The sequence below is a fragment of the Lysinibacillus sp. FW301-JW8 genome (genome assembly GCF_058788755.1).
The window spans coordinates 62,993-75,484 of the sequence record NZ_JBYTBB010000020.1 but is presented as its reverse complement, the minus strand read 5'-3'; the positions used below and the strand labels follow the sequence as shown (position 1 = coordinate 75,484).

At 36.6% G+C, this 12,492-nt stretch carries 12 protein-coding genes; 9 read left to right on the top strand and 3 right to left on the bottom strand.

The genetic code is table 11. The features are described from left to right. Positions 1-126 precede the first annotated feature (126 nt). Positions 127-1,317, bottom strand: a complete 1,191-nt coding sequence (locus tag AC3WOM_RS10615; RefSeq protein WP_492446657.1) for a coenzyme F420-0:L-glutamate ligase — start codon at positions 1,315-1,317, stop codon at positions 127-129. Between the two features lie 126 nt (positions 1,318-1,443). Between AC3WOM_RS10615 and AC3WOM_RS10610 the strand changes: the two genes are divergently transcribed. Continuing rightward, positions 1,444-2,364, top strand: coding sequence for a LysR family transcriptional regulator (locus tag AC3WOM_RS10610; RefSeq protein WP_427548613.1), 921 nt, complete (start codon positions 1,444-1,446; stop codon positions 2,362-2,364). Between the two features lie 23 nt (positions 2,365-2,387). Here the strand turns inward: AC3WOM_RS10610 and AC3WOM_RS10605 are convergent, their stop codons facing one another. Further along, complete coding sequence (locus AC3WOM_RS10605) at positions 2,388-3,269, bottom strand: LysR family transcriptional regulator (RefSeq protein WP_492446656.1); 882 nt, start codon at positions 3,267-3,269, stop codon at positions 2,388-2,390. A 112-nt stretch (positions 3,270-3,381) separates the two neighbouring features. Here AC3WOM_RS10605 and AC3WOM_RS10600 point away from each other — a divergent pair, with 112 nt between their 5' ends. Continuing rightward, a complete protein-coding gene (locus AC3WOM_RS10600) occupies positions 3,382-4,401 on the top strand; it encodes a YeiH family protein (protein WP_427548610.1) in 1,020 nt (339 codons plus the stop codon). Positions 4,402-4,477: 76 nt separating this feature from the next. Here AC3WOM_RS10600 and AC3WOM_RS10595 read toward each other — a convergent pair whose 3' ends face one another. Beyond that, a complete protein-coding gene (locus tag AC3WOM_RS10595; RefSeq protein WP_492446655.1) occupies positions 4,478-4,813 on the bottom strand; it encodes a heme oxygenase in 336 nt (111 codons plus the stop codon). A gap of 287 nt (positions 4,814-5,100) precedes the next feature. On the opposite strand from AC3WOM_RS10595, the gene AC3WOM_RS10590 reads away from it, so the two are divergent. From AC3WOM_RS10590 to AC3WOM_RS10560, 7 genes are all read left to right on the top strand, one after another. Next, positions 5,101-5,784: a response regulator transcription factor gene (locus tag AC3WOM_RS10590; RefSeq protein ID WP_492446654.1), complete on the top strand. Its 684-nt coding sequence runs from the start codon at positions 5,101-5,103 to the stop codon at positions 5,782-5,784. Next, on the top strand, positions 5,768-7,195 hold the full coding sequence (locus tag AC3WOM_RS10585) for a HAMP domain-containing sensor histidine kinase (RefSeq protein ID WP_492446652.1): 1,428 nt from the start codon (positions 5,768-5,770) through the stop codon (positions 7,193-7,195). The genes AC3WOM_RS10590 and AC3WOM_RS10585 overlap by 17 nt, the downstream gene beginning before the upstream one ends. A gap of 129 nt (positions 7,196-7,324) precedes the next feature. Next, positions 7,325-8,182 carry a peptidylprolyl isomerase gene (locus AC3WOM_RS10580; RefSeq protein ID WP_492446651.1) on the top strand — a complete coding sequence of 286 codons (858 nt, stop codon included), beginning with the start codon at positions 7,325-7,327 and terminating at the stop codon, positions 8,180-8,182. A 12-nt stretch (positions 8,183-8,194) separates the two neighbouring features. Beyond that, positions 8,195-8,896 (top strand): polyphosphate polymerase domain-containing protein, encoded by a 702-nt coding sequence (locus AC3WOM_RS10575; RefSeq protein WP_492446649.1) that lies wholly within the window; start codon positions 8,195-8,197, stop codon positions 8,894-8,896. A gap of 19 nt (positions 8,897-8,915) precedes the next feature. Continuing rightward, positions 8,916-9,599: a DUF4956 domain-containing protein gene (locus tag AC3WOM_RS10570; RefSeq protein WP_427548599.1), complete on the top strand. Its 684-nt coding sequence runs from the start codon at positions 8,916-8,918 to the stop codon at positions 9,597-9,599. A gap of 37 nt (positions 9,600-9,636) precedes the next feature. Next, complete coding sequence (locus AC3WOM_RS10565; protein WP_492446647.1) at positions 9,637-11,400, top strand: CotH kinase family protein; 1,764 nt, start codon at positions 9,637-9,639, stop codon at positions 11,398-11,400. Positions 11,401-11,484: 84 nt separating this feature from the next. After that, complete coding sequence (locus AC3WOM_RS10560) at positions 11,485-12,087, top strand: class I SAM-dependent methyltransferase (RefSeq protein WP_492446645.1); 603 nt, start codon at positions 11,485-11,487, stop codon at positions 12,085-12,087. The last annotated feature ends 405 nt before the right edge of the window (positions 12,088-12,492 follow it).

The window sequence follows — 12,492 nt, the reverse complement described above, 5'->3', positions numbered from 1 at the left end:
GCGAGTAGCCTGGAACGGAAATCACCTTCATTTTGACTAAATATTCACAAAGAGTCCCTTGACTATTTAATTTTTCAACACTATGAAAAATGAACTCTCTTTAGCAAACGAGAGTTCATTTTTGTATTATTTAGTGTAATTATCGAAATAGCCTTGAATATAAATCATTGGTGTTCCTTTATCACCTGAACCAGAAGTTAGGTCAGATAGAGAACCAATTAGGTCTGTTAAGCGACGAGGTGTTGTTCCTTGAGCTGCCATTTGACCAGTTAAATCTTCATCTTTATTTTGGATATAGTCAGAAATCGCTGCTTTTAATTCATCACCACGAAGATCAGCAAAATCATTATCTGCTAGGTATTTTAGTTTAACTTCATTTGGTGTTCCATCTAATCCAGCAGTATAGGCTGGTGAAACAACAGGGTCAGCTAATTCCCAAATTTTACCCACAGGATCTTTGAATGCACCATCACCATAAATCATGACTTCAACTGTTTTACCAGTAGCCTCTTTGATTTTTGCTTGGATACCGTCAACAATTGGCTGGCAAGTATGCGGGAATAATTTCACACTATCTTCAGTTGCTTTGTTTGAGCCAAGTAAACCGTATTCCTCATTGAAGCCTGAACCGTTCATAGATGCTGATAAGATATTATCAAGGCTGTATACTTTTTCAGCCCCATTTGCTGTTAGAATACGTTTTGTGCGTAGGCGTGTATGAATATCACAAGTTAAAACACTCTTCGTATAGTCCAAAATTGTTTTTGGATTATTTGAAAAGATAACCTCACAAGAAGCGCCTTCAGCTTCGATTAATTCCTTATAATATTCAATATAATCTACACCTGTAAATGTGTGTTTTTTATAGCCGAAATGCTCACGGAATTCAACTTCATTTAATGTATCTGTCCAAGGGTTAATTCCTTTTACATCTAGTTCGTCGATATCAACTAGGTGATTACCAACCTCATCAGATGGATAACTTAACATAAGAACGACTTTTTTAACGCCTTTAGCAATACCACGTAAGCAGTTTGCGAAACGGTTACGGCTAAGAATAGGGAAAATAACACCAACAGTATCATCACCAAATTTGGCAGCTACGTCAGTTGCGATGTCGTCGATTGATGCATAGTTACCTTGTGCACGTGCTACGACAGATTCTGTTACTGTGACAATGTCTCGATCTTCAATTGAATAGCCTTCAATCTGTGCGGCATTTAATACCGTATCAACAACGATTTGTTCAATATTATCGCCTTCGTTAATAATTGGACCACGAAGACCTCTTACAACTGTACCAACTACACGTTCCAAAATAATCTCTCCTCATTAACAGGTAAATGTTTTATGTGAATAAAAATTAATATAATTTTACTATACGCTCCTTTAATGATATAAGTAAAATTAATAGTTCGTATAATAGCTATAAGGAGTGCTTATATGATAGGGAAGTTAGATTTATATCGTGTTTTTAGTGTTGTTGCTAAAAATAATAGCTTTTCAAGGGCTGCTAGGGATTTATATATGACACAGCCAGCTGTTAGCCAAGCCATGATGCAATTAGAAAAGGAACTTGGTACTCGTCTCTTTAATCGCACACCTAAGGGGGTAACGCTAACAACTGAGGGTAGTCTTTTATACGAGTATACGAATTCAGCGTTAGGTCTTTTAGATGCTGGTGAGGAAAAGCTACTGGAATTTAAAAATTTAACAACTGGTCAATTAAAAATTGGTGTAGGAGATACGATTTCCCGCTTTTTTTTAATGCCATATCTAGAGGCATTTCATACCATGTATCCGAACATAAAATTGCAAATGTTAAATGGGACGACATCGGAAATTTGTAATTTTATTAAGTCTGGTGAGGTGGATATAGGACTTTGTAATTTTCCGATAGAAGATGCGACATTACAGTTAACCGTATGTACTGAGGTTCAAGATGTTTTTGTATGTGGTGAAAAATACCGAACATTAACGTCAAAAAAATTAAGCTTTGAGGATCTTTTAAAATTTCCCCTTGTTTTTTTAGAGCAAAAATCAAATTCCAGAAAATATGTAGAAGATTATTTATTTGCGAGAGGAATACATATCGAACCTGAGTTTGAGCTAGGGTCGCATGATCTTGTGCTGGAATTCGCACGTAGTAATTTAGGCATTGCTTGTGTAACGAAAGAATTTTCTAAGGATTATTTGCAACGAGGACTTTTATATGAGTTAACATTAACTGAGCAAATACCAGCCCGTAGTATAGGCATGTGTTATTTAAAGAGTGTCCCACTTTCACGGGCGGCAGCAAAATTTGTAGATATTATTGAGCAAAAGCAGGAGCGTAAACGTCTAAATCCGAGAAATATTAAGTAAGCTTAGCGACTAGTAATAGCACGCTAAGCTTTTTTGAGTAGAGCTTCAATAAGTGTGTCAGCATTACGCTTATTTTTCATCGTGGGAGAGTATAGATATGAAAATGTTCGCATATAATGCTGCTCTTCTAAATGTAAAACTTTGATATCTCCACTCTTTAATTCTCGTTCAATAACACTTGCAGATAGCAATGAAAGTCCAAGTCCTTGAATAACGCTCTCCTTGACACCCTGATTACTGCTAACTGTAACAAGTGAGCCTACCTGAAGCCCATTTGCTCTAAATAAATGGTCTAAATAGTAGCGTGTACCTGAGCCATCTTCCCTAGCAACCCAGTTCTGCTGCTGAAGGTTCTCGACAGTAATAGCAGGTTCCTTTGTAAGAGGATGATTACTGGCGCTAACAATAAATAATTCATCTTGCATGAATGGTTTAATAATAAGTTCATGGTCATGTGCCTGCCCTTCAATAAGACCAATATCAACCTGTAATAACTTTGTATACTGAATGATTTCTTTCGTATTACCAATAATAATTTGAAGCTCAAGCTGAGGAAATTGCTTTTGCAGGCTCGCAATGATGGGGGGCAGTATATATTCACCGATTGTAAAGCTTGCGCCAATAATAAGTGTACCTTGAATTTCATGATGATAGGCTAAAATTTCTTCCTTTGCTTGCTCTGCAATGGCCATTATTTGTTTTGCTCGATTATATAAAATCTCTCCAGTAGGTGTAATTTGCACAGACTTTGGTGAACGAATAAATAAAGTAGTTTGCAGTTCTTGTTCTAAGTTTTTAATGTGTAAACTTACACTCGGCTGTGAAATATGGAGTATTTCGGAGGCTTTTGTAAAATTATTAACCTCGACTAGTGTGATAAATGTTTTTAAAGCATCATATTGCATGCCATCACTCCTGCTATTAAAAATATTAATAATTACAATTATATATATATATTTTACTGATGACTAACTTTTTTATAAAGTATAATCATAAAGGATGAAAGAAGTGAACATCATGGCAAATGGACAGAATCGATTAAAAAGCTTCCTTGCTCCAGCATTTATCAAGGGGATATTGTTAACACTCCTTATTGCTCTATCGGCAAAATATATTTCAACATTTCCGTTCTTCTCAATATTGGGCCAACTTGTCATTGCTATTCTATTAGGAATGGCTTGGAGAGCAGCTTTTAAGGTACAGGATTCATGGCAGGTCGGTATATCATTTTCAAGTAAAAAGCTATTAAGATTTGGGATTATTTTATTGGGAATGCGTTTGAATTTAGCGGATATTTATCATGCTGGAGTGAGTGTTTTTCTGATTGCATTATTAGATTTAGTATTCGCCTTAGTGGTTGTCTATGGTTTAACAAAGATGTTTCATGTTGAACGAAAGCTTGGTATTTTAACAGCTTGTGGGACAGCGATTTGTGGAGCAGCCGCTGTCGTTGCTATTGCTCCTCAAGTTAAAGCAAATGAAAAAGAAACAGCAGTGGGTGCAGCGATTGTCGCATTACTTGGCACGTTATTCACGTTAATCTATACATTGTTCTATTCATTATTTGGGTTAGCACCAACGGAATATGGTGTTTTTGCAGGAGGTACCTTACATGAAATTGCCCATGTGATTGCAGCAGCATCAGCTGGTGGCAATGAAGCTATCGATATGGCGGTTATTGTTAAACTAACTCGTGTGGCTTTACTCGTGCCAGTAGCAATCATTATTGGTATTTTTTATCGGAAAATGGAGAGAGGGCAGGAAAAAGAGCCATTTTCGCTGTCAATTATCCCGTGGTTTATTCTTGGCTTTTTAGCAATGAGTGCAATTAATTCGCTAGGAATAGTTCCCCCTAATGTAGCTCAGGCATTTGTCAATATTGCCTATATTTTAATTGGCATGGCCATGGCTGGATTGGGATTAAACGTAGACATAAAAACCTTTAAGCAATTAGGTGTAAAAGCCTTTATTGCAGGACTTATCGGGTCAATTTGCCTATCCATTGTAGGGTATCTGTTAGTTATTTTCATAAAATAATTAAGCAAAAAAATCCTGCATATTTTCGAATATGCAGGTTTTTTTAGATAGAATCAGAAGATAATTTAATGATAAATTAGCGAGCTGCTTCGATCGAAGACGCTAATTCTGCTATAACGATTTTGCTGCCTATCATTGGACTATTTTCAGGTTTTGCTCCCTCTGAGCCCGGCTCTGGACGATGATGTGCAGCTGCGAATGCATCGCTATCTCGCCAAGCTTGGAAATGTTCCTTTGATTCCCAGTACATGTTGACACTCATTTCGTCATAAGTTGGGTCATCAGTTGACACTAACACCTCTACTTTATGAAAACCTTCAAACTGCTGTAGCGGTCCTGGCTTTGTAAAATTCGGTGCCATTTTTGCAGCAAAGCCGGGTTTGACCTGAATACGATTTGTTACAATAATCATGTTTTCTACCCCCCTAATCATTTTCTAAATAAAGATAATTTATTAACTTGAATGAAATTATCAATGATTATCATTCGCAATCAATGATAATTGTCGTAGGAAGACATTGTCAATAGAATAGCAATGTTTATACTATAAAAGGTTAAAGGACATTTTCAAATATGTAAAGTTTATTGTCAGTATAAATCTTGTTTAAACGGGTTTATCTGATTGGATTCCAGACACTTAGCTGACATATTCCGATGATATAATGATAACACGAACAAGCTAGGGACGAGGTGAAGGACATGGCAAAAATATTAATTGTAGAGGACGAATATGCCATAAGTCAGGTGTTGAAAGCTTATTTAAAAAAGGTTGGCTATGATGTGATGCAATGTTTTAATGGCGGGCAGGCACTGACTGTGTTTCAAGAGTGTCAACCAGATTTAGTGCTACTAGATATTATGTTGCCAGAGAAAAATGGTTGGAGAATTTTAGAGGAAATAAGAGGTATTAGCTCTTGTCCCATCATTATGTTAACAGCATTAGGAGATGTAAATTACCGTTTAGATGGCTTTGATCAGGGTGCAGATGATTATATTGCTAAACCATTTATAGCAGATGAGGTAGTGGCAAGGGTAAAGGCTGTTCTAAGACGTGCCGAAGGAAATCAGTCAGCAGAAAAAAAGAAATTTGGCGAGCTTGAAATAGATATGAAGGCACATCGAGTACTACTGAATGGAGAGGAGATCATTTTAACGCCTAGAGACTTATCGGTGCTATTATTTTTGGCTGAGCATCCCAATCAAACATTTACACGCGATCAGTTAATTGAGCAAGTTTGGGGCTGGGAGTATGATGGTAGCGATCGAGCGGTTGATTTAGCGGTGAAGCGACTGCGAAAGGCATTGACAGATTGGGATGAGGCAGATGGAGAAATAAAGACATTACGTGGATTGGGGTATCAGCTAAGTGTTCCAAAAAGGTAAACGCATATCTTTACTCAACTACTGGACAAGTCGCTATTTATTGACGCTCTTTGTAGGACTAGCTATTATCTCTTTTATATCCGCAGTATGGATTCGTCATACAACATTTGAAAACCGATTGGAAATGATGAAGTTTTTAGCTGATGAAACAGTATTTCGTCTTACAGATACTACAGGGTCCAATAATGGACCTATAGGTGGAATTCCAGGTTTTATTGGCAACCGAGAACGATTTAGCATGAGAGAAATTGATCCTATTTTATATGTTGCTGACACAGAAGGCAATGTCTTAACAAGTAATCGACCAATTCCTCCAGGCAGTGCAAAAAATGTGGCCAATTTACTTGATGGTGAAGAAGATACGAAAAAAATAATCGACATGAATAAGAGACAAGAGTCAGTTCAATATGTTGTAAAACGAAAAATCGAAAATAATCAGAAGGTAATTGGCTGGGTGCTTGTGCTTGAGAAAAAGGAAAACTTAACGAAGGTTAATCAAGCATATGGTCAATTAGCGTTATTGATAGGAGCCCTTGCCTTATTAGGATGGGGGGCTATTTATTTGTTGTCAAGGCGTTTGGCACATCCAATCAAACAAGTAGCCGAAGCCGCGAAGCAAGTGCAAGAGGGTAACTATATAGTCAATCTACCTGAAAATATTAAGGAAGAGGAAATTTATGAGCTTGTTACGTCCTTTAAGGAAATGGCTAATCGATTAGAGCAATTGGAAAAAACAAGAACAGAGCTATTAGCAGGTGTTACACATGAGCTTAAAACGCCTGTCACATCAATTAGTGGACTTTTACAAGCGGTGAGGGATGGAATCGTTACAGATCAGGATGCTAATGAATTTATACAAATGGCGCTAGTTGAAACGACGAAAATGAAGACTATGGTTGGCGATTTATTAGCCTTCAATCAGTTTGCCGTCGATGCCATTCCTGTAAGACTAGAGACAGTTAATGTTAATCAACTTATACGTGATGCAATTACCCAGTGGGAGGTAATGCAGGAAGAGGAAGCAGTAAAAATTCATGTACAATTGCTTGCACAAATCGTCTATGTACAGGCTGATGCTGTCCGAGTGCAGCAAATTGTCACGAATTTATTAACGAATGCAAGACAGGCCATGCAGGAGGGAGCCGTAACGATTAGATTGCTGGAAAAGAATGATTCGGTTTCCATTACTGTGAGAGACACTGGGCACGGTATTCCTCAAGAGGAGCAGGCATTTATTTTTGAACGCTTCTTTAGAGGAGAAAATAAAAAATACACAATTCGCGGACTAGGTCTAGGTTTATCGCTTAGTAAAATGATGGCCCAGTCAATTGGCGGCGATTTGCGACTAATAGAAAGCAATTCCTCAGGAACATGCTTTGACCTATCATTGAAAAAGGCTACTACGCTATAAAAGGCGTGGTAGCTTTTTCTTTTGTAAAGATTTTTTGAAGGAAATGTAAAGCTGACATCTGACTGACACATTAGACCTTTATAGTAGGTTTTGTAAACGAGAAGCCAAGAGAAAGGGCGGGATCATGCTATGAAAAATAGGCTTTTCCGAACGCTAATCTTACCTGCTGGATTCGTCATGCTACTAGCCGGCTGTACTGGGGGCAGTGATTACGTAGCGAAGGTTGATGGAGAGAAGATTCTACAAACAGAATTAGATGATGCGTTGCATGAACAATACGGTACTGAAGTACTTGAAACATTAATCACAAACAAAATGGTTGAGCTTGAAGCAAAGAAGCTAGGCGTCACTGTATCTGAGGACAGTATTCAATCAGAGTATGAAGAAATAATGGAGTCATATGGTGGTGAAGAAGCCTTACAGAAAGCTTTGGAAGCTAATGGGCTAACAGAGGAAAGTGTAAGAGAAAATATTCGCATGTATCAGCTTACTAAAAATGTTATTGCTACAGGCATAGATATTACAGATGAGGAAGTAGCTCAATATTTTGATAACAATAAGGAGAGCTATAGACAGCAAGAAGAGGTTGTAGCCAGTCAAATTTTATTGGAGGATGAGACTACGGCAAAGGATGTACTGAAAAAGCTAAAAGCTGGTGAGGATTTTTCGGAGCTAGCAAAGGCATATTCAATAGATTCAGCTACAAGTGAAAATGGTGGTGACATCGGTACCATTAGTCGAGGTCAAATGGACGAGGCATTTGAGAAAGCGGCATTCGGTCTTGAGAAAAATAGTATTAGTGATATCGTTCAAACATCTGAAGGCTATCACATCATTAAAGTAACCGATAAGGTACCTGCAAAAGAGGCAGTACTCGAGGATGTGAAAGAGGATGTTTATGCCACAATTCTTGAAGAGCGGATAAATGAAGAATATACAACTTGGCTAGATGAAAAACAAGAGGAATACAAAATCGAGAGAAAATAAGGAGTGGCTTATATGTCTACTATAACTTCGTTTAATCCTAACGGTCGCAGGGAGATCAAACAAGCAATTTCTTATCCCGACTATGCCTTATTAAAATCCAAGCTACGGCATGTGATGCAGTTAGACAAGCATGCAGGGATGGATGGTAAATATTTAATTCGTAGCACTTACTTCGATAATTTTGCTAATAAGGTTCTTAATGAGAAAAAAGAGGGGTATATCAACCGTGATAAATACCGAGTACGAGTTTATGATAAATCCTCAGCCATTATTAATTTGGAAAGGAAAAGTAAGCGTAATAATCTTACCTATAAATCAAAGTGTGCCATCTCCCAAAAAGAATATGAAAAAATGCGTAGCGGGGAAACATCTTGGATGGAAGAAGATCAACGCCCATTAATTCGGGATTTATATCAGGAAATGAAGTATAACCAGCTGAAACCAGTTACGGTCGTCGATTATGAGAGAGAGGCTTATATATATGCTCATGGAAACGTTAGAATCACCTTTGATAGTAAGGTACAATCAAGCCTCCGTAATACAGACATGTTTAATACCAAATTACCAATGGTGGATGTACTTGAACCAAACCTAGTTATTTTAGAGGTGAAATATGATGACTACTTACCAGATATGATTAAGTATTTACTGCAATCAGTAGATACACGTGCGGAAGCCTATTCAAAATATCAACTTAGTCGAATGTATGGCTAATATAAAGGAGAAATGAACAATGGATACAATCAAGTTTAGTGATATTTTTAAATCTAACTTTTTAGAAAAAACAACATCGTTTTCATTAATAGATTCAGTTATTGGCTTAGTAGTGGCCTTCTTTGTTGGATTTTTTATTTACGCTGTATATAAGAAGACCTTTAATGGTGTAATTTACTCCCATTCTTTTAATATTTCACTGCTAATTATGACAATGGCCACTGCGCTCGTTATTATGGGGATCAGTTCAAACGTGCTGTTATCGTTAGGTATGGTTGGTGCGTTATCAATCGTGCGTTTCCGAACACCCATCAAAGACCCTATGGATTTAGTCTATATTTTCTGGGCGATCGTTTCTGGGATTCTATGTGGGGCAGGATTTATACCACTTGTTATTATTGGCTCAGTGTTAATTGGTCTTGTATTACTTGTGTTTGTGAATAAAATAACTGTGGAAAATCCTTATTTATTAATTGTGAAGTTTGAAGAAGAACTAGCTTGTGATGAAGTAGAAAGAATTATCGCTGCACAGTCTAAAAAATTCGCTCTAAAATCAAAATCCATTATACAGCATGATGAAATTGAAACAACCTATGAGATTCGAGTGAAACAAAACGATGCCAAACTAATGGATCATCTGACAAAGGTACCAGGAGTAAAATCAGCCGTGATGCTTAGTTATGATGGTAATTTCACAGCTTAGTAAGCATTTTAGAAACCTATGAAGAGAGGTGAAAATCATGATTAAAGCAAGAGTTGTCTATCTTTGTATGGCAATTCTACTTCTCCTCTTTGTTGTCATATATGCTGTGCTTCCAAATGTAGGTATTGAAACTAAAAATACCGAGTTTTCTTATGAGAATATTGTGTTTAATAACAACAAAGTGACAACAGTAGACATTGAAATTGCTGAGGAAGACTGGGCAGATATGCTAGAAAATGCTGCGGCAGAGGAGTTAAAGAAGGCGGATATTACGGTTAATGGTAAGAAAATAGAAAATGTAGCGATTCGTACAAAAGGGAATCTATCACTGCGTTCAGTTGTTAACAGTGATTCGGATCGCTATAGCTTAAAAATTGATTTTGACTACTATGATGATACACAGAGTCTATATGGTTTGAAAAAATTAAATTTAAATAATAATTATAGTGATTCAACTTTAATGCGAGAATATATCTCTTATGAACTGATGGAGCAAATGGGATTACCTACACCCGCACATTCTTATATGTATGTCACAGTGAATGGAGAAGAACGTGGTTTATTTTTAGGTGTTGAAGCGGTAGATGAAACCTTCCTAGCAAATAACTATGGCTCTAATAACGGCTTCTTGTTTAAGCCAGATGGGAAAGGCAGTGATTTGAAATATATTAGTGGTGATATTGCTGACTATACAGGGATTGGGTTAAAAACAAACAAAAGTAATATCGATCAATCCAAATTTATAGAGATGCTGGATGCCATCAATAATGGTGGTGATATTGAAAAGTATATTGATGTCGATGAAATGCTACGTTACTTTGCTGTGAACACCGCACTTGTAAATCTGGATAGTTATCAGGGGAATATGAAACACAACTACTATTTGTATGAAGAGAATGGTATGTTTTCTATCATACCTTGGGATTACAATATGTCCTTTGGAGGCTTCGGTGCTGGAGGCGGTAGAATGGGGGGCAATAGTGATTTCCAGAACAATAAGGATTTGAAAGCTGGACAATTCAATGCAACGAATGATTTTAAGAATAACGAACGCACTGAACAACAACCAAACGTTGATCGAAATCAGAATGGGATAGATATGGCTGCAGGCATGTCTGGAAATCTAATACAAGATAGTGCGATTAATTTTAGTGTGACAACACCTGTATCTGGTACAACATTAGAAGAAAGACCATTATTAAACGCCTTGCTTTCCAATGAGAAATATCGTGCGCAATATGAGGGTTATTTACAGGAACTAGCTACTAATTACTTAACAGAAGAGTATATACAGAACATAACGAAAAATCTAGCAGTACTCATAACAACTTATGTGGAAGCAGACCCTACGAAATTCTCTACAACTGAGCAGTTTTTAGAGGCCGTAGAAGGGGAAAATAGTCTCCCTGAATTTGCTAAGCAACGATCAGCATCTATTTTAAAGCAATTGTCTGGCGAGCTTGTTGTAGAAGTGTCAACATCAATAGGTAATATGGGGATGTCTAACCCTAATGCTAATGGTGATATGAACGGCAACCCTATGCCTGAGAATTTTGACCCTTCACAGCTTCCTCCTTTCAATCAAGATGGCAATGATCAAGGGGAGCGTCCTGCTGGTGATGATCCAATGCAACGACCTGATCGAAATGGTGGTCCGATGGGAATGCCTGGCCAAAATAATGAACAGCTAAATCAAGCAACAGTCATTGATAAAAATACAGTAATTACAATAATCGTTTGTTTTGCCCTGTTAATAGTTGCCCTTTTTGGTGTTCTTAAATTTAAGAGAAGAGGTCGTTAAAATAATCATATCCAAAACTTTTGGGTATGGTTTTGCCTTTTATCGTGCTAAAATTAAGCATTCTTTTTTGAGGAGTCAACTAGTATGAATGAACATCAATTTGATAAATATTTGCATATTAATACAGTTGGTGAACAGTATGGTTTTCCTAAACTTGCGCATTATCATCGCTACGAGCCAACACCATATACAGGCTTAGAACAATTGTTTTCAGCCTATAAAATGCCTGATAATCCAGTGTTTATTGATATGGGATGTGGCAAAGGAAGAGTTCCTATTTATGTGCATCATAAATTTCACATCCAGACAATTGGAATAGAAATGGATGCAGGCTTTTATGCAGAGGCTGAGAGTAATAAAAGGAGCTATCTTCAAAAAAATAATGCTCCAATACCCATCTCCTTTATTCATGCAATAGCAGAAGAATATATGGTTCAACCATGTGACACAGTTTTCTTTTTTTTCAATCCATTCTCTATTCATATTTTTCGTACAGTAATTCATAATATTTGGAAGTCTTATGAGCAACACATGCGTGAAATTCATATTATTCTTTACTATCCACCATATGATTATTTGCAGTTTTTACTTCATGGAACACCATTTGAATTAATCCACGAGATTCATTTAGAAAATGAAAAAAATATAAACGAGCGCCTCTGTGTGTTTGCATTAAAAAAAGCTTAGAGCACCTACTCTAGGTTTTTTTGTGCTCATTCAACTGAGTGTAATAATTTGGTAGTCCTCATTCCATTCTTTATTTTCCCGGAAATAAATATAGGGTCCTTTCAAAATGATAATTGGAAGCAAGAATTTCCAAAGTAAAAATATAATTAAAGGCTGGCCCTATTGAACTTAATCATTCAATTTTCGAAAAAAGGACTTCAAATAAGAGATATTTTTATAAAAAAGCAATTGAAAATAACAGGTTTATACAAATATAAACTGAAAATTGATAGATTATTCTTAAATAACTAATTATACTGAAAAATCACTCTAGACTAAATATAAAGAATGTTTTACAATGTAAAAGGCTTAAATGAATAATATTTAATTCAGTTTTAGATAGTTATAAATAATTATTTTCGCTAT

Coding starts and splice junctions, on each gene's coding strand:
- AC3WOM_RS10610 (WP_427548613.1), top strand. CDS start 1,444: ATGATAGGGAAGTTAGATTTATATCGTGTTTTTAGTGTTGTTGCTAAA.
- AC3WOM_RS10605 (WP_492446656.1), bottom strand. CDS start 3,269: ATGCAATATGATGCTTTAAAAACATTTATCACACTAGTCGAGGTTAAT.
- AC3WOM_RS10600 (WP_427548610.1), top strand. CDS start 3,382: ATGGCAAATGGACAGAATCGATTAAAAAGCTTCCTTGCTCCAGCATTT.
- AC3WOM_RS10595 (WP_492446655.1), bottom strand. CDS start 4,813: ATGATTATTGTAACAAATCGTATTCAGGTCAAACCCGGCTTTGCTGCA.
- AC3WOM_RS10590 (WP_492446654.1), top strand. CDS start 5,101: ATGGCAAAAATATTAATTGTAGAGGACGAATATGCCATAAGTCAGGTG.
- AC3WOM_RS10580 (WP_492446651.1), top strand. CDS start 7,325: ATGAAAAATAGGCTTTTCCGAACGCTAATCTTACCTGCTGGATTCGTC.
- AC3WOM_RS10575 (WP_492446649.1), top strand. CDS start 8,195: ATGTCTACTATAACTTCGTTTAATCCTAACGGTCGCAGGGAGATCAAA.
- AC3WOM_RS10570 (WP_427548599.1), top strand. CDS start 8,916: ATGGATACAATCAAGTTTAGTGATATTTTTAAATCTAACTTTTTAGAA.
- AC3WOM_RS10565 (WP_492446647.1), top strand. CDS start 9,637: ATGATTAAAGCAAGAGTTGTCTATCTTTGTATGGCAATTCTACTTCTC.
- AC3WOM_RS10560 (WP_492446645.1), top strand. CDS start 11,485: ATGAATGAACATCAATTTGATAAATATTTGCATATTAATACAGTTGGT.